Origin of the sequence: Ramlibacter humi, assembly GCF_004681975.1 — a bacterium.
GTDB classification, from domain to species: Bacteria; Pseudomonadota; Gammaproteobacteria; order Burkholderiales; family Burkholderiaceae_C; genus Ramlibacter; species Ramlibacter humi.
In genome coordinates, this window is record NZ_SMLK01000002.1 from 325,888 (window position 1) to 342,123 (window position 16,236).

A 16,236-nucleotide genomic window follows, 5' to 3' on the forward strand; every position below is an offset into this window, starting at 1 on the left:
CTGTGGGTCGTTTCTGGTTACGTTATATAAGTGTTCAGGCCCGCCGCTCATCCATGCTTTCCCTCGGAACGGGCCTTCTCATGAAGCGGATCGGCTGCGGCTTGGGCTCGCGTTTGGGCGCGCCATGGCGCACCAGCGTGGCGTCCAGCGCCTGGCCGGCGTCGTCGGCCAGTGCGGCGGCGCGGGCTTCGGCGATGGCGTGCGTCGCGGCTTCCGTCTCCGGCAGCACGGCCAGGTGGTCCAGCACGTGCAGCAGGTTGTCCTTGCCGCGTTCGTTGGTGGCGCCGTAGCCCTTGATGAGCCGGCCGCAGTGCGCGACTTCGTGGCCCAGCGCCCAGCCGCGCTTGGTTCCTTGCACCACGCCGTCGAGCCAGCGCTCGATCATCTTCTGCTCGAATGCGAAGCGGCTGCCGCGGGGGCGCAGCGCCTTCATCGCGGCCAGCGTGCGCAGCGCCAGCATGCCGGCGGCGGTGTGGGTTCCGATCTTCAGCGGCATCGCCCACGGTTCCTTGCCGGCCGCGATGCGCCTGCGGTCCCAGGCCACCAGCTTCTGCGCCAGCGACGACGGCAGCAGCGCCGCGAACTCGGGCACGCCGGGCTTGAAGTGGTCGAAGACCTTCACCAGGTCGTCTTCACCCGCCTTCACTTCGCGCAGCACGCGGTCGTGGCGCGAGGCGCGGCTCTTGAGGTCGGCCACGCGCACGATGTCGTCGAAGGCCATCCACAGCGCCAGCCAGCGCGCGGTCTCGCGGGTGATGGCGTGGCCGTTCGCGGCTTGCGGGTCGGCGGCGGTTTCGGCGTCCAGGACTTGCCGCAGCCGGCGCGTGTAGAGGTCGGCGTAGCTGCGGCCCTGGTAGTCGGCGAGGCGGACGTAGCCCAGCGAAGCGAATTCGCGGACGGGGGGAGGGAAGCCGTGGATTCCCGCCTCCGCGGGAATGACGGAGAGGGCGGTGGCGCGCCCATCATTCCCGTCCGCCCCCGCGTCATTCCCGCGGAGGCGGGAATCCATGGCTTGCGCTTTCAGGACCTGCGAGACGAAGTCCGCTTGCGTCTGTCGCTGCGACACGATCTCGAACGCCTTCGCAAACCCCCGCAGGCTGGCCTGCGCCGACGCGTTCGCCTTCTCGTGCGGCACGCCGCCGCGCACCGCCTCTTCGTAGAAGCGCCGCTCGATCGGGAACAGCCCGCTGCCGGCGATGGCGCCCAGCAGCACGGCGCTGACCACGGTGCCGCACTCGCGCGCCACCGCGTTCATGTCGAACACCTGGTGTTCGCGGCTGAACGCCCGCACCAGCTTTAGCAGTTCCGCCGGGTCGCGCCGGCCGTCCGACATCTGCATGCGCTCCTGCGTGGTGAGCAGGCGCGCGCTGGACGTCAGCACGCGGGTGCGCTCCGGCGACGTCATGCCGTTGCCGATCTGGCGCGCGGTCTCCAGCAGCTCGGACGAGACCAGCGCATCGAGCGCACCGGGCACGGGGCTGAGGCTGAACACGGGCTGGCGGCCACAGAGCTGCGATTGCAGGACGGGGAACAGCTCGATGTAGTAGGTGGTGGCGCCCGTGCGCTGCGCCACGCCGGGGATGGAGGTGGCTTGCGCCGGAAAGCCGGCGAGGCGCGCCGCCTCGACCAGCCATTCGGTGAGAACGCCGCCACCTTCGCCGCCTAGGGCGCACACGAGCAGGGTGATGGGAGTGGCTTTCATGCGGTCAGGCCGGTTGAAGCGCACGCATCACCGCTCCGCGCAGCGAGTGCAGCAGGCGTTCGTGCCACTTCGGGTTCTGCACGACTTCCGCGCGGTAGAAGCTGGGGCACAACGTGGCGGCATGCGCGTTGGCGCCGCACAGGCCGCAGCCCACGCAGCCGTCCACCACCGTGGCGACCGGGTCTACTTTCAGCGGGTCGGGGTTGTCCTTCAGCGTCAGCGTCGGGCAGCCCGACAGGCGGATGCAGGCGTGGTCGCCGGTGCAGACGTCCTCGTCCACGCCGTACTTCACGCGCATCACGCGCTGGCCCTTCTTCAGCAGCGAGGCGATCCACGGCTTGATGCGGCGCTGGCGTTCCAGCTGGCACTCGCCTTCGGCGACGATCACCTTCAGGCCGTTGAAGTCGCTGGTGAAAGCGTCGAGGATGGTGCGGCGCATCTCGTCCACGTGGTACGTGTGCACCGTGCGCATCCATTTCACGCCCAGGCCCTGCAGGGTCGATTCGATGGTGCGGTTGGTGTGCACCACGCTCTGCGACTTGTCGCCGGCGCCGAACTTCGCGTCTTCCGCCGGTGTGGAGATGATCTCCTGCGTGCCGGTGGCCGAGGTGTAGCCGTTCTTGAAGATCAGCAGCACCGCGTCGTCGCCGTTGAACACCGCGCTCTGCACGCCGGTGAGCAGGCCGTTGTGCCAGAAGCCACCGTCGCCCATGATGGCCAGCGTGCGCCGCTGCATCATCGGCGACACGCCCGCGCGGCTGGCCAGGCTCATGCCGTAGCCCAGGATGGAATGACCCATCGAGAAGGGTTCGAAAGTGCCGAAAGCGTGGCAGCCGATGTCGGCCGCCACGTGCACCGGCCCCATCTTTTCCTGCGCCAGCTTCAGCGCCGCGAACACCGGCCTTTCCGGGCAGCCGACGCAGAAGCTCGGCGGACGCGCGGGCAGCGGCTGGTCCAGCAGCGCGGCTGCCGACTGGCGGCGCTGCTGGTTGCCGGCCAGCCAGCGCTTGGCCTCTTCCGGTCCTTCGCCGGGCAGGTAGCTGCTGGCGAAGTGTGCCAGGCCCTGCGACAGCACCTCCACCGTGTACTCGCCGCCCAGCGGCAGCAGGTCCTTGCCGTGCAGCTTCGTCTGCAGGTCGCGCCGGCGCAGGTGGGCGGCGATCTCCTGCTCGATGTAGTCGGGCTGGCCTTCTTCCACCACCAGCACGGCGCGCTTGCCGGCGCAGAACTGCGCCACTTGCTCGGGCACCAGCGGGTAGGTGACGTTCAGCACCAGCAGCGGGATCTTCGATTCGCCGAAGGCGTTGGCCAGGCCGCACTGCTGCAGGCTGCGGATGAGGGCGTTGTACAGGCCGCCCTGAACGATGATGCCCAGGTCGTCGTGCTCGCCCGGCATCAGTTCGTTGAGGCCGTTGTCCACGATGTACTGGCGCGCGGCCGGGATGCGCTCTTCCGACTTCAGCTTCTCGTGGCGGAAGGTCACCGGCGGGTGTGCCAGGCGCATGTAATCGAACTTGGCCGGGTCTTCCATCAGCTGGCGCGTGGACACCGGCGGCGGCCGGTTGTCGGCGGCGACGAAACTGCCGCGCACGTGGCACGCGCGGATGCGCAGCTCCAGGATGGCCGGCATGTTGGAAGCCTCGGACAGCCGGAAGCCGTGCTCGACCATCTTCACCATCTGCGGCAGGTGCGGCCGCGGGTCCAGCAGGCACATCGTCGACTTCAGCGCGTACGCGTGCGTGCGCTCCTGGATGACCGATGCGCCTTCGCCGTAGTCCTCGCCCACGACGATGAGCGCGCCGCCCTTGACACCGGGCGACGACAGGTTGGACAACGCGTCGGAAGCCACGTTGGTGCCGACGATGGACTTCCAGGTGACGGCGCCGCGCAGCGGGTAGTGGATGGAAGCGCCCAGCATGGCGGCGGCAGAAGCCTCGTTGGAGCACGCTTCCACGTGCACGCCCAGCTCATCGAGGTAGGGGCGTGCCTGCACCATGACGTCGAGCAGGTGCGACACCGGCGCGCCCTGGTAGCCGCCGACGTACGCCACGCCGGACTGCAGCAGAGCCTTCGTGATCGCGAGGATGCCCTCGCCGTGGAACACCTCGCCTTCCTTCAGGCGAAGCTGTCCGATCTCCTTGCTGAACGAAACTTCCAAGCCATGTCTCCCGCGGAACGCGGCAGTGTCGTGGAGCGGGCGACATACGGCAATAAAATGAACCGACTAAGCATCATTCGGTGAATGCATATCGTCCCGTGCAGCTGAACGACATCGACCTGAACCTGCTGCGCCTGTTCGACGCGGTCTACCGCGCGCGCAGCGTCAGCCGCGCGGCCGAGCGGCTCGGCCTCACGCAGCCCGCCGCCAGCCAAGGGCTGACGCGGTTGCGCACCCTGATCCACGACCCGCTGTTCATGCGCGCGCCCGGCGGCGTGAAGCCGACGCCGAAGGCCGACCGGCTGGCGCCCGCGGTCGCCAGCGCATTGGGCACGCTGGAACTGGCGCTGGGCGAGACCTCGTCGTTCGAGCCCGCCACCTCGCGCCGCAGCTTCCGCATCCACATGAGCGACATCGGCGAGGGCCGCTTCCTGCCCGACCTGATGGCCGCGCTGCGCGAGCAGGCGCCCGGCGTGCGCATCGAAACGCTGCCGCTGCCGCGCGCGGAGATCATCGACGCGCTGGACACCGGCCGCATCGACTTCGCCTTCGGCTTCCTGCCGATGGTGCGCGACAGCCAGCGCACCGAGCTGCTGCGCGACCGTTATGTGGTGCTGCTGCGCGCGGGCCACCCGTTCACGCGCAAGCGGCGCGCCGGCGCCGCGCTGCTGCAAGGCCTGCGTGAACTGGAGTTCGTCAACGTGCGCACGCACGCCGACACGCTGCGCATCCTGCAGCGGCTGCGTGTGGAGGACCGGCTGCGGCTGACGGCCGAACACTTCATGGCACTGCCCTCCATCGTGCGCGCCACCGACCTGGCGGTGGTGATGCCGCGCAATATCGCGGAAGGGTTCGCGCAGGAGGGCGGCTACGCCATCGTCGAGCCGCCCGTGGCGGGCCGCGACTTCGCCGTGTCGCTGCATTGGAGCCGGCGCTTCGAGGCCGACCCGGGCCACGCCTGGCTGCGGGCGCTGGTGGAATCGCTTTTCCGCGAACCGCGCGGCGGCGTGCGCGCGGTCAGCCCTCGCCGGACGGCGGTGCCGCCGCCTTGAGCTGGCGCATCAGGCGCGCCGCCACCACCGCCAGCACCAGCACGCCCAGCAGCAGCACCGACCACAGCGCGGCCGTCGCCGGCGTGACGCCGCGCGGCAACCAGGAGGGCGCGGCGGCCTCGCCGGCACGCTGTTCGATGCGGCCCAGGCGGGCCAGCGGCAGCGCGTCCGGGCCACCGCCAGGCAGCGCCGCCGCGAACGTGGCCAGCGGCACGTCGGCGGGCGGCGCATCGGCGCGGCCGATCGCCAGCCGCGATGGGCCGGAAGCCAGGTACACCACCTCGACCGGTTCGAACTCCACGCCGGCCGACAGTTCGCCCAGTGGCAGGCCGCGCAGCGCTTCCACCCGCAACCACCGGGGCGTCGCGCCGGCCAGCGTCAGCGGCGGGTTGGTGTTTTCCGCGCCCGCGGGGCCGAGACGGAACACAGTGGCTCGCGCGATGGGCGTCCAGGGCAGCGCCGGGTCGCGGCGGCCGAGCACCTGGACGGGGACCAGCGTGCCGGGTTTCGTGCTGGCCAGCGACAGCGCGGCGATCGGCACCGTGGTGGGCAGCTGCCATTCCAGCCCGCCGTTCACCGGTGTGGGCGCCGGCAGTGCCGCCGCGACGCGCTCGCGCGGCACCTCGCCTGCGGCCAGCACGATGGCTGAATCCACGCGCACGCCAGCCGTTTCCCAGTCCAGGCGCAGGTAGCGGCCCTGCAGCATCTGTGGCGAAGCCAGCGCCAGCGTGCGGTTGTCCAGCTCGGGCGCGCCCTCGAAGCGGAACAGGCTGCCCCGCAGCGGCAGCGGCTGCCAATCGGCCAGGTCGGTGCTGGTGAACGCGGACAGCCGCACGGGCGTGTTCGCCGGCAGTTCCGCCTGCAGCCGCAGCGCGGTGACGGCGCGCTTTTCCTGCCGCACGTCGAAGAGCACGGATTGCAGCGGCTCGCCCGCCGTCGTGCCGCCGCCACCGAATTGCACCCAGGCCGATTCGCCTTGCGCGCCCTTCACCCGCACCTGGATGGATCGGCCGCCGGCGCCGGACGGACCGCGCGTGCGCGTGAGCACGTGCGCCGGCAGCTCGGGGCCGGCCACCGGCGCCGCGGCCGCGGCGCCGGGGCGGCGCATGGCGAAGGGCAGCGGCTCGCCGCGCGTGTCGAACACGCGCAGGTCCGCGAGGCCGGCGCTGCGCGCCTGCATCAGCGCTTCGGCGGGCAGCGGGACGCGGGCGAGCCCGCCGCCGGACGGTGCCTCGATGTCCGCGCGCCAGGCGAAATCGCCGGCGGAGAGCGCGGCGGCCAGCGCGGCGGCGGGCGCGAGCAACAGGATCAGCAATGGGCGGGTCATGCCGTGGCCTCCAGGTTGCGGGGCCGGGCCGGCGGCAAGGGCGCGAACCAGCCCAGCACCAGCATCAGCACGCCCACCGCGATGAACACCACGATGCGCTCGGAGCCGCCGCGGTTGGACAGGTCGATCAGGAACAGCTTGGCGACCGTGACGGCGAGCAGCACCGCGCCGGCCGTCCACGCACCGCGCGAACCGCGCCGGAACGCGGCGACCATCACGCCCAGCGCCAGCACGGTCCAGAGGATGGAATAGCCGGCCTGCACCAGGAAGGAATCGAACAGCCGGCCGGCCGACCAAGGCACATCGGCGTAGTGGTGCGCGACGCGCAGCCAGACCGTGTTGATGCCGACGAACGCAATGGCCGCCAGCACCAGCAGCACGCGCGGGCCTTTCATTTCGGCCGGCACCGCCAGCGTTCCGCGGCGCAGCTGCAGCAGCCACGCGGCACAGGCCGAGAGCGCCAGGGCCACGGCCAGGTCGGTCGGGTTGATGAGCGGGATGTAGGGCAGCGGCCGGGCATTGCCGTCCGAACGCACCGCGACGACCAGCGCGCCGATGGCCAGCGCCGCCGCCAGCGGCGCGGCAGCCACCCAGCCGTACGAGCGCGCGAAACGGTCCAGCGGCCAGCGGGCGGCGGTGCCGCGGTGGAAGGCCGGGTGCGCCAGCACCATCACCGCGGCGGTGGAAGCCACCAGCAGCACCACGGACGCCCAGGCCGTGCGCCACAGCTGCGCCTGTCCGACCGCGAACACCAGCACGTTGCCGGCCAGCAGCACCAGCAGCCACACGCCCGCGGCGTGCACGGCGCGCCACCAGCCTGCAGGTGTGCCGCGGTCCAGCCGGCGCAGCATCCACGCGTGCAGCGCCAGCAGCACGGGCCAGGCCAGCCAGCCTCCGGCGACGAACAGGTGGTCCAGGTTCGCCGCGCCGTAGAGCGCGCCCGCCAGCAGCACGGGCAGCACGGTCATCGCCGGCCATGCGGCTTGCGGCCACGGCCGCGAGCGCGAGGGACCGGCCAGCCACTGCAACGCGAACGCGCTGCCCACCCACGCCAGCAGCGAAAGATTCAGCCGCGCGCCTTCGCCGAAGAGTGCCGCGGGCAGCCCTTGTGGGTCCAGCGGCGCCCGCGTGATTTCCGAATGCAGGGCGAAGTACCACCACAAGAAGCCGGCCCACAGCAGGACCGGCGACAGCACGGCTTCGGCGTCGTGCACGACGGCGTGCAACCCTTGGCCGCCGGTGCGGCGCTCTCGCGTCCACCAGGCGAGCATCAGCGCGGAGGCGGCCAGCATCAGCGCGCCGAGGAAAGCGGGATTGGCGAACGGCCACGGCGATGCGGCGGTGCCGGTGTCCGTGAGGTAGGCGATGGCGGCGAACGCCTGCAGCGCCAGGCCGGCGGCGCATGGCAGCCAGCGGCCTTGCCGGCGTCCCAGCCAGTACACCGCGGCGCCTTCCACGGCCCAGGTGGCGGAAGTCCAGCGCGCGTCCAGCGCCAGCGGCACGGCCAGCGTGACGAAGCCCAGGCCCAGCGCCACGAAACATTCGCCCAGCCAGCGCGCCGCTTCGTCGCCCCGGCGGGCGCGTGCCGCCATCGCGGCGGTCAGGCCCAGGTAGAACGCGCCGGCCGCCAGCGCCGACAGCGCGCTGCCCAGCGGCAGTTCGCGCACCAGCGCGGCCTGCAGCCCGAACGCCACCAGCGGAACGCCGAACACCAGCGTGCCGTCGACCGCGCGTTGCGGCGACAGCGAGTGGCGCGTGGCGTAGAGCACCGCCGCCGCGACGTACAGCAGGAAGAAGGCCACCAGGAAGGGCTCGGTGCTGGCGAAGTCTTCGGCCCGGTAGCGCAGCACGCCCCACGCGGTGGCCACGCCGAAGGTCGCGAAGAAGCCGAGCAGGTTGAGCGGCCGCCAGGCGCGCGCCCAGGCGATGCCCGTGATCGCGAGGCCCAGCACCAGGTAGTAGCTGAACAGCCCGACGTGGCTGCCTTGCCCGGTGGAAACGAGCAGCGGCGCCGCGAACCCGCCCGCGAAGCCGATGACGGCCATCGCCTGCGCGTTCTGCGCGATGGCGATCACCGCGGAGAACGCGCACACCAGCGCCAGCGCGGCGAACGCGGCGCCCGCCGGCAGGAACTGGTACATGCGGAACGACGCGAACACGGTGAGGTACAGCACGCCGACGCCCGCGCCCTGCAGGCTGAGCGCGTAGCCGCGGCGGTCGGCGCGGCCGAGCATGCGCCAGCCGGCGGCGAAGAGGCCGATGCCCGCGGCGCCGATGGCGGCCAGCCGCACCTGCGGCGGCAGCAGCGCGTTCTCCACCGCGTACTTGGCCAGGAAGGCAAGGCCGACGAACAGCACCAGCAGACCCAGCCGGACGATGGTGTTGCCGCCCAGCAGCCAGTCGCGCGCGCGCCCGACCAGCACTTCGGGCAGGCTGGGGGCGGCAGGTGCTCGAGGCGCTGCGGGCGTGCTGGCGGCCGATGGCGGCGGTGCCGGCGACGTGTCGGCGAAGTCGGCTTGCGCAATTGCCGCAGCGGCTGCACTCACCGGCGCCTCCGGCTCCACGACCGGCACGGGCGCCACCGGCGGCGCGGCGGCTTCGCGCGGCATCGCCGCCGCCGGCGCCGTCGCAACCAGCGCGGCCTGCCGCCGGATCTCCGACCGCACGGCGCCGCGCAGCGTCACTCCCCCGATCGCGCCGAGGACCGCGCCGAGCATCCAGCGCCACTCGTCGCCGTAGCCGGGCCACAGCAGGCCCAGCACCGCACCCCAGACTGCTCCCCACAGCACCATGCCACTCTCCTTCGGATGGCGCGCACTGTGCGCGCCGCGGGCCTCGAGCGGGCCCTGATGCCGCCGCAGTATAGGAACCTGCTACCGGCGGGCTCGCGACGCCGCCCGGGACACCGGACAATGCGCCCCATGGCCACCCCGCCCCTGCAACTCGCCGCCATCGACGTCAAGCCCGGCGCCGCGCTGGAAAGCCAGTCCGGCCTGCAGCTGCTGCGCCCGCGCATCTACGGCGCCTGGCGCCAGCCCGCGGGCGCGAAGAAGGCCGCGGCCATCGTGATGCACCCGACCAGCAATTTCATGGGGCACTACCTCATCGAACCGCTGGCCGCGCGCGGCGTGGCGTGCATGGGGCTGAACTCGCGCTACGCCGGCAACGACACGCTGCTGCTGATGGAGCGCGTGATCCAGGACCTGGGCGCGGGCGTGCAGTTCCTGCGCGCGCAGGGGTACGACAAGGTGGTGCTGGTCGGCAACTCGGGCGGCGCTTCGCTCGCGGCGTTCTACCAGGCGCAGGCGGAGGAACTCACCATCGAACGCATGGTCGACGGCGACCCCGCGGGCATGTCGCCGCAGGACCTGCCGCCGGTGCAGGGCCTGGCGCTGTGCGCGGCGCACGAGGGCCGTTCGTTCCTGATGAAGCATTGGCTCGATCCGTCGGTGTTCGACGAGGACGACCCGTTGTCGGCCAACCCCGACCTGGACATGTACGACGCCGCCAACCGGCCGCCGTATGCGCCCGACTTCCTGAAGCGGTTCCGTGCGGCGCAGGCCGCTCGGCTGGCGCGCATCGACCGCTGGGTGGACCAGCGGCTCACCAGGTTGCGCGCGCTGAAGGCGCCCGGCAGCCCGCGCGACCAGGTGTTTGTGGTCCACCGCACCCACGCCGATCCTCGTTTCCTGGATCTGTCGCTGGACACCAACGACCGCGACGTGGGCAGCGTGTGGGGCGCGGGCGCGGAAGGCGCGCGTTCGGTCAACTACGCGGCCAGCCAGATGGGCCGCATCACTTCGCTCACCGGCTTTCTTTCGCAATGGTCACCGCGCAGCCGCGCCGACGGGCCTTCCAACCTGGCGCGCACCAGCGTGCCGGTGCTGCTGCACACGTACACGGCGGACCGCTCGACGTTCCCCAGCACGCGCGAAGCGTGGCTGGCCGCGGCGCCGGGCCGCATCCGCAACGTCGACGTGAAAGGCGGCAACCACTATCTCGCGGGCCAACCCGCGCTGGTCGAGCAGGTGGCGGACGAAATGGCGCAGTGGATGCTGGCGCTCTAGGCGGTGCGCATGCGCGCCCAGCCGCCATGCCGCAGCACGTGGCGCTCCAGGAAGTTCAGTGGCCTGCCCTCGCGCCATGCGTCCAGCGACTGCGCGCCCGGCAGGTTGCCGACCGCGAGCTGGGCGAGGTTGTCGGCCTCGCGCAGCGCGTCCCACGCGTTCGCGCAGGCTCCCGTCCCGCCCTTGAGCACGCACGCCGCTTCCCAGTAGCTGCTGGGCGGTCCGGCGCAAACCTTGTAGTAACCGACCCATCCGCCGGCGGCCGCCGAGGGATAGGCGCAGAGCGCGAGGTAATAACCCTTCACGGGCCCGACGGAGCGCTCCAGCGATTCCCAGTCCGTCCTCACCTCCAGGTTCGTTGCAGGCATCGCGTCACCCCACCACGATGACGCGCGCCTGCGGCAATGGCGCATACGGGTCGTAGCCCATCATCCCGGCGCGGACCATGGCGTCCGCTTCGGCGGCCATGACGTGGCGCCGCGTGATGCTGCATTCGCTGACGGCCTTGACGAAGTCGTGCTCGAAACGCAGCACGACCGCGGTGGACTGGCGCGGGTGGTCCGGCTCGCCGGTCGGCCAGGTGATCGCGAGGGCGTCACCGCGCACGCGGCAGACCACGGCCTGCGGAGGGAACAGCCGCCGCACCCGCATCCACACCAGCTGTTGCACGAGGTACAGGCTGAAATCGCGGCCCATCGCCGGTGGGGATTGCAACTGCGCGTGGCTCATGGCGGCCTCCCTGATGCGGCGCATGGTGCGCCCGCGCACTCAGGGTCAGCTGTAGGACGCCCGGACGAAGCCTCAGCCGTGAAACGCTGACGAGGGCGTCAGCTTGGCACTGTCTCATCCGTGCATCGATGCTGCGGCCCGCGCACGGTTGAGCGCGTTCGTTCGCGCGCCGCCGCGGACAAACGCAAGGACCGGCCCGGGCGCCGCGATGATGAGCCATGCTCGAATCGAACCTCGATCGCGCCGCCCTGCGCCGGCGCGTGCAAGCCGGCCTGTGGGCTTTCTTTGCCGGCACCGTGGCGCTGCTGGCCAGCCTGGTGGGCCTGTTCTTCGATGCGCCCGAACTGATCGACGGTTTTCCCGCGTGGACCACGGCGTGGGTGCCGCAGTCGCCGGCCGGCTACACGGCCGCCACGCTGCTGGTGGCCTGGGGCGTCTGGACGCTCGGCGCCGGGCTGGAGAAAGCGCGCGACCGCTGAGGGTCGGCGCGCGTTGCGGCGCGCGACCCAGTACGTGGCGCCCGCGGGAACCCGTGCGCGGATGTGTTCGAAGCGCGGAAATCGGCGGCCAACACCCGCCTGATTCCTACATGGCCGTCCCGGCGTGCGCCGGAGCATGTGCCCACGCACAGGGAGACCTGACATGGACCGTGACCCCTTCGCCCACCTGATGCCCGCGCCCGCCAGCGGCTGGGGCTCGTGGGCGCCAGAGCTCGCGGAGGCGCCGGACACGCCGTCCGACGAAGCGCCCGTCACCTGGTGGAGCGCCGCCGTACCGCTGCTGATGTGGGGCTGCGCCAGCCTCCTCGCGCTCTCTTACCTCTGAACCTCACCGCGCAGCAGGCGCTGCGCCTGTGCTTCGCTGATGCCCAGGAGATAGCCACGGGCGATGGCGCGCGCGAAATGGCGCAGCCCGGCCGGCTGGTACTTCAGCGAGACGCGGTACGCCTCCACCTCGGCCCACAGCCGGAACGGCCGGCAGGTGAAGTAAAACCACCAGAAGCGCAGCAGCCCGACTTCGCGCATCTGCCGCTCGTGCACGGCTTCGTGCGCCAGCAGGCCGGGGTCCTTGCGCACGCGCGGGTGCACGACCACCAGGCCGGGCGCCACGGTCATGCCGTCGGCCCAGAACAGGAGCGGAGTGGAAACGATGCGCATCGCGGCCATTCTGCCGCTGCCGCGCCACACGTGCGGCGCGGCGACGGCAAACCGCAACTCATCCGAGGGCTTTGAGCACGTTCTCCGCCGTCGCGGGGGCGACGAGCGGCGCTCTTCCGTCGCCGCGCGCCTGCGCCACCGCGTCGCGCAGCGCTTCCCAGGCGCTGATGGCCAGCATGAACGGCGGCTCGCCCACGGCCTTGCTGCCGCCGACGTTGTCTTCGCGGTTGCCTTCGTGCCAGAAGCGCACGTTGAAGTGCTCGGGCACGTCGCCGGTGGCCGGGATCTTGTACGTGCTGGGCGCGTGCGTGGCCAGCCGGCCGTCGGCGTTCCACACCAGCTGCTCGGTGGTGAGCCAGCCCACCCCCTGGATGTAGCCGCCTTCGATCTGGCCGATGTCGATGGCCGGGTTCAGCGACGTGCCCACGTCGTGCAGGATGTCCACCTTCAGCACGCGGCTCTCGCCGGTGAGGGTGTCGATGGCCACCTCGCTGCAGGCCGCGCCGTAGGCGAAGTAGTAGAACGGCCGGCCGGTCAGCGTGACCTTGTCGTAATGGATCTTGGGCGTGCGGTAGAAGCCGTCGCTCCACAGCTGGATGCGGTTGGCGTACGCGGCCTTGACCGCTTCGTCGAAGCCGCGCGTCGACTTGGGCGTGATGACCTGGCCCAGGCGGAAAGTCACCGCCCCGGCACCGCAGCTGTCCAGCCCCGCGACGAACGCGGCGAGGTTGTCGCGCACGTTGCGCGCGGCGAACTGCGCGGCGCGGCCGTTGAGGTCGGTGCCGCTCGAGGCCGCGGTGGCCGAAGCGTTGGGCACCTTGCCGGTTTCCGTCGCGGTGCACTTCACGCGCTCGAACGGCACGCCCAGCTCGTCGGCCACCACCTGCATGATCTTGGTGTTCAGGCCCTGGCCCATCTCGGTGCCGCCGTGGTTGACCTGCACGCTGCCGTCGGTGAACACGTGGACGAGCGCGCCCGCCTGGTTGAACAGCGTGGCGGTGAAGCTGATGCCGAACTTCACCGGCGTGATGGCGATGCCGCGCTTGATGATCGGGCTGGTAGCGTTCCACGCCGCGATGCGCTCGCGCCGCTGCCGGTAGCCGCAATCCCGCGCCAGCTGCGACACCAGCGGCTGCAGGATGTTGTCCTCCACCTTCATGCGGTAGTGGGTCTCGTCCCGTTCCCCAACGCCGTAGAAATTGGCTTGCCGCACCGCCAGCGGATCCAGCTTCAGGTGCCGCGCGATGTCGCCCAGGATCGCCTCGATGAGGATCACGCCCTGCGGGCCACCGAAGCCGCGGAAAGCCGTGTGGCTCTGCACGTTGGTGCGGCAGCGGTACGAGGCGATCTCCACGTCGGAGAGGTAGTAGGCGTTGTCGGTGTGGAAGATCGCGCGGTCGGCCACCGGGCCCGACAGGTCGGCCGAGAAGCCGCAGTTGACCAGCATCGTGACCTTCAGCGCCGTCAGGCGGCCGTCGCCGCCGAAGCCCGCTTCCCAGTCGTAGGCGAACGGGTGGCGCTTGCCGGTCACCATGAAGTCGTCGTCGCGGTCCAGCCGCAGCTTCACCGGCCGGCGCAGCTTGCGCGCGGCCAGCGCGGCCCACACCGCCAGGTGGCCGGCCTGCGTTTCCTTGCCGCCGAAGCCGCCGCCCATGCGCCGGCATTCCACCGTCACCGCGTTGTTCTCCAGCCCCAGCGCGTGCGCCACCCAGTGCTGCACCTCGCCGGGATGCTGGGTGCTGGAGTAGATCCACCACTGGTCCTGTTCCAGCGGCATGGCGTACGCCACCTGGCCTTCCAGGTAGAAGTGTTCCTGGCCGCCGACTTCCAGCTGGCCCGAGAGGCGGTGCTTCGACGAAGCCAGTGCCTTCTCCGGCTCGCCGCGGCGCACGGTGACCGGCGGCAGCACATAGCTTTGCTTCGCATGCGCCTCGCGCACGTCCAGCACCGCGGGCAGGGGCTCGATGTCCAGCTTCACCTGGCGCGCGGCGCGGCGCGCTTCCATCACGGTGTCGGCAACCACCAGGCCGATCACTTGGCCGACGTGGTGGACCGTGGCCCCCGCGAAGATCGGCTCGTCGTGCACGAAGGTCGCCAGCAGCGGGTCACCCGGGATGTCACGCGCCAGCACGACGCCGCGCACGCCCGGCATCGCCTGCGCGGCCGCGGTGTCCACGCCGCGCAGCTTGCCGTGCGCGGCGGTGGACAGGATGGGCGCGGCGTGCAGCGTGCCTTTGACTTCGGGGATGTCGTCGATGTAGGTCGCGCTGCCGGCCACCTGCGCGCGGGCGCTTTCGTGCGGGCGCGGGCGGCCCATGGCGGGCTCAGGCGCGGTGGGCGCGTGCGGTGAATCCGTGCCCGGCGCCAGGTTGCGTTCGCCGGCGGCCGCGCGGCCGGTGGGTCCGCCACCGGTGGCGGTGCCGTAATCGTCGTCGCGTGCGTTCATGCGGACACCTCCTGCAGCCGGAACTGCTCGAGGTTGATGCCGCGCCGGCCCTGGCTTTCCAGCCAGAAGCGGCGCAGCAGGTTGCCCAGCACCTGGCGGCGGTAGGCCGCCGAGGCGCGCATGTCGGAGATGGGCTCGAACTCTTCGCGCAGCAGCTCGCCGGCTTCGAGCGCGGCGGCTTCGGTCCATTCGCGGCCGAGCAGGAAGGCTTCCGTGCGCGCGGCGCGCACCGGCGTGGCTGCGACACCGCCCGCGCCGATGCCGATGTTCGCCACGCGGCCGCCCTGCAGTTCCAGCCGGATGGCCAGGCAGACGGCGGAGATGTCGTCGTCGAACCGCTTGGAGACTTTGTAGGCGCGCAGGAATTCGTTCTGGCGCGGGCGCGGCACCAGGATCCAGGCGACCAGTTCGTCCGGCGCCAGCACGTTGCGGCGGTAGCCCGTGTAGAAGGCGTCGAGCGGCACGTGCCGGTGGCCGCGCTCGTTCATCAGCACCAGCTGCGCGTCCAGCGCGATCAGCAGCGGCATGGAATCGCCGATGGGCGAGCCGTTGGCCACGTTGCCGCCCAGCGTGCCGGCGTTGCGCACCGGCAGGCCGGCGAAGCGGTTGGCGAAAGTCTTCAGCTGCGGGCGCTGGTCGATGAGGGCAGCGTAGGCGTCGGTCAGCGTGGCGGCTGCGCCGATGGCGATGTGGTTGTCGTAGTCCTCGACCTGGCGGATCTCGGCGGCGCGGGTGACGTCCAGCACCTTGGCGAAGCGGCGGTGCTGCTTGGTGACCCACAGGCCGACGTCGGTGCAGCCGGCGACGACTTGCGCATCGGGGTGGCGGGCGCGAGCGGCGAGCAGTCCGGACAAGGTCTCCGGCGCGATGTACTCCGCACCCTCCGGCGTCATTCCCGCCCCCTCCGTCATTCCCGCGAAGGCGGGAATCCATGGCTCCCGCATTTCGGCGGCCACAGAAGGAAGCCATGGCTCCCCGCCTTCGCGGGGATGACGAGGTTGTGGGCGGTGATGACGAAGCTGTTGAAGCTTCCGTGCGATGAGGGCTTCATCCACCTTCACCGCCGGCAATCCGCCCATCTTCTGTGCCGCATCCAATATCGGCCGGTACCCCGTGCACCGGCAAAGATTCCCCGACAGCTCCTCCTGCGCAAGTTCCCGCGTGACGGCCTCACCCTTGCACACGTGGTTCTGGTACATGCCGAACAGGCTCATGACGAACCCCGGCGTGCAGAAGCCGCATTGCGAGCCGTGGCACTGCACCATCGCTTCCTGCGCCGGATGCAACGTGCCGTCTTCGGCGGCCAAATCTTCGACGGTCCACAGCGCGCGGCCGTCCACCGAGTGCGCCAGCTGGATGCAGCTGTTGACGGCGCGGTACTTCAGCCCGCCGCGCTCGTCGGCTTCGGCCAGGACCACGGTGCAGGCGCCGCAGTCGCCTTCGCCGCAACCTTCCTTGGTGCCGGTGGCGCCCAGGTCCTCGCGCAGCACCTCGAGAAGGGTGCGGTCGGGTGGTACATTGCCCAGCGCCACGGGCTCGCCGCGGCGCAGGAATCGGATCGTCTTGGGAGTCATGCGCAAGGTGAGGGGAAACCCGGG

General features: G+C 71.2%; 13 protein-coding genes. 4 read left to right on the forward strand and 9 right to left on the reverse strand.

Annotated elements, in window-relative coordinates; translation table 11 throughout:
- Positions 1 to 34: 34 nt before the first annotated feature.
- Together EZ216_RS08985 and EZ216_RS08990 are read right to left on the reverse strand one after the other, a co-directional pair.
- A complete protein-coding gene (locus EZ216_RS08985) occupies positions 35 to 1,702 on the reverse strand; it encodes an indolepyruvate oxidoreductase subunit beta family protein (RefSeq protein WP_135249404.1) in 1,668 nt (555 codons plus the stop codon).
- Positions 1,703 to 1,706: 4 nt separating this feature from the next.
- Positions 1,707 to 3,860, reverse strand: coding sequence for a thiamine pyrophosphate-dependent enzyme (locus EZ216_RS08990; RefSeq protein ID WP_135249405.1), 2,154 nt, complete (start codon positions 3,858 to 3,860; stop codon positions 1,707 to 1,709).
- Between the two features lie 98 nt (positions 3,861 to 3,958).
- Between EZ216_RS08990 and EZ216_RS08995 the strand changes: the two genes are divergently transcribed.
- On the forward strand, positions 3,959 to 4,912 hold the full coding sequence (locus tag EZ216_RS08995; RefSeq protein WP_135249785.1) for a LysR family transcriptional regulator: 954 nt from the start codon (positions 3,959 to 3,961) through the stop codon (positions 4,910 to 4,912).
- Here the strand turns inward: EZ216_RS08995 and EZ216_RS09000 are convergent.
- Together EZ216_RS09000 and EZ216_RS09005 are read right to left on the reverse strand one after the other, a co-directional pair.
- A complete protein-coding gene (locus tag EZ216_RS09000) occupies positions 4,878 to 6,239 on the reverse strand; it encodes a DUF3999 family protein (RefSeq protein ID WP_135249406.1) in 1,362 nt (453 codons plus the stop codon). The two genes, EZ216_RS08995 and EZ216_RS09000, sit on opposite strands and share 35 nt — an antisense overlap.
- Positions 6,236 to 9,031: a DUF2339 domain-containing protein gene (locus tag EZ216_RS09005; protein WP_135249407.1), complete on the reverse strand. Its 2,796-nt coding sequence runs from the start codon at positions 9,029 to 9,031 to the stop codon at positions 6,236 to 6,238. Before EZ216_RS09005 ends, EZ216_RS09000 begins: the two co-directional genes overlap by 4 nt.
- A 129-nt stretch (positions 9,032 to 9,160) precedes the next feature.
- On the opposite strand from EZ216_RS09005, the gene EZ216_RS09010 reads away from it, so the two are divergent.
- Complete coding sequence (locus tag EZ216_RS09010) at positions 9,161 to 10,306, forward strand: alpha/beta hydrolase (RefSeq protein WP_135249408.1); 1,146 nt, start codon at positions 9,161 to 9,163, stop codon at positions 10,304 to 10,306.
- Here the strand turns inward: EZ216_RS09010 and EZ216_RS09015 are convergent.
- Positions 10,303 to 10,674, reverse strand: coding sequence for a hypothetical protein (locus EZ216_RS09015; protein WP_135249409.1), 372 nt, complete (start codon positions 10,672 to 10,674; stop codon positions 10,303 to 10,305). The genes EZ216_RS09010 and EZ216_RS09015 overlap by 4 nt on opposite strands.
- A gap of 4 nt (positions 10,675 to 10,678) precedes the next feature.
- Positions 10,679 to 11,035, reverse strand: a complete 357-nt coding sequence (locus EZ216_RS09020; protein ID WP_135249410.1) for a hypothetical protein — start codon at positions 11,033 to 11,035, stop codon at positions 10,679 to 10,681.
- Positions 11,036 to 11,253: 218 nt separating this feature from the next.
- Here EZ216_RS09020 and EZ216_RS09025 point away from each other — a divergent pair, with 218 nt between their 5' ends.
- Together EZ216_RS09025 and EZ216_RS09030 are read left to right on the forward strand one after the other, a co-directional pair.
- Positions 11,254 to 11,514 (forward strand): hypothetical protein, encoded by a 261-nt coding sequence (locus EZ216_RS09025; RefSeq protein ID WP_135249411.1) that lies wholly within the window; start codon positions 11,254 to 11,256, stop codon positions 11,512 to 11,514.
- Between the two features lie 163 nt (positions 11,515 to 11,677).
- Entirely contained in the window at positions 11,678 to 11,860 is a 183-nt protein-coding gene (locus EZ216_RS09030) for a hypothetical protein (RefSeq protein ID WP_135249412.1), read from the forward strand.
- On the opposite strand, the gene EZ216_RS09035 is transcribed toward EZ216_RS09030, so the two are convergent.
- From EZ216_RS09035 to xdhA, 3 genes are read right to left on the reverse strand one after another with little or no spacing between them, the layout of a single operon-like run.
- On the reverse strand, positions 11,851 to 12,192 hold the full coding sequence (locus EZ216_RS09035) for a hypothetical protein (protein WP_135249413.1): 342 nt from the start codon (positions 12,190 to 12,192) through the stop codon (positions 11,851 to 11,853). The two genes, EZ216_RS09030 and EZ216_RS09035, sit on opposite strands and share 10 nt — an antisense overlap.
- A gap of 58 nt (positions 12,193 to 12,250) precedes the next feature.
- Positions 12,251 to 14,638, reverse strand: coding sequence for a xanthine dehydrogenase molybdopterin binding subunit (gene xdhB / locus EZ216_RS09040; protein ID WP_135249414.1), 2,388 nt, complete (start codon positions 14,636 to 14,638; stop codon positions 12,251 to 12,253).
- Positions 14,635 to 16,212, reverse strand: coding sequence for a xanthine dehydrogenase small subunit (gene xdhA / locus EZ216_RS09045; RefSeq protein WP_135249415.1), 1,578 nt, complete (start codon positions 16,210 to 16,212; stop codon positions 14,635 to 14,637). The genes xdhB and xdhA overlap by 4 nt, the downstream gene beginning before the upstream one ends.
- Positions 16,213 to 16,236: the final 24 nt, after the last annotated feature.

What these genes read in the sequence shown, in the direction of transcription:
- EZ216_RS09025 (WP_135249411.1), top strand. Translation starts at nt 11,254, where the DNA reads ATGCTCGAATCGAACCTCGATCGCGCCGCCCTGCGCCGGCGCGTGCAA.
- EZ216_RS09000 (WP_135249406.1), bottom strand. Translation starts at nt 6,239, where the DNA reads ATGACCCGCCCATTGCTGATCCTGTTGCTCGCGCCCGCCGCCGCGCTG.
- EZ216_RS09015 (WP_135249409.1), bottom strand. Translation starts at nt 10,674, where the DNA reads ATGCCTGCAACGAACCTGGAGGTGAGGACGGACTGGGAATCGCTGGAG.
- EZ216_RS08985 (WP_135249404.1), bottom strand. Translation starts at nt 1,702, where the DNA reads ATGAAAGCCACTCCCATCACCCTGCTCGTGTGCGCCCTAGGCGGCGAA.
- xdhA (WP_135249415.1), bottom strand. Translation starts at nt 16,212, where the DNA reads ATGACTCCCAAGACGATCCGATTCCTGCGCCGCGGCGAGCCCGTGGCG.
- EZ216_RS09005 (WP_135249407.1), bottom strand. Translation starts at nt 9,031, where the DNA reads ATGGTGCTGTGGGGAGCAGTCTGGGGTGCGGTGCTGGGCCTGCTGTGG.
- EZ216_RS09020 (WP_135249410.1), bottom strand. Translation starts at nt 11,035, where the DNA reads ATGAGCCACGCGCAGTTGCAATCCCCACCGGCGATGGGCCGCGATTTC.
- EZ216_RS09030 (WP_135249412.1), top strand. Translation starts at nt 11,678, where the DNA reads ATGGACCGTGACCCCTTCGCCCACCTGATGCCCGCGCCCGCCAGCGGC.
- EZ216_RS09035 (WP_135249413.1), bottom strand. Translation starts at nt 12,192, where the DNA reads ATGCGCATCGTTTCCACTCCGCTCCTGTTCTGGGCCGACGGCATGACC.
- EZ216_RS09010 (WP_135249408.1), top strand. Translation starts at nt 9,161, where the DNA reads ATGGCCACCCCGCCCCTGCAACTCGCCGCCATCGACGTCAAGCCCGGC.
- xdhB (WP_135249414.1), bottom strand. Translation starts at nt 14,638, where the DNA reads ATGAACGCACGCGACGACGATTACGGCACCGCCACCGGTGGCGGACCC.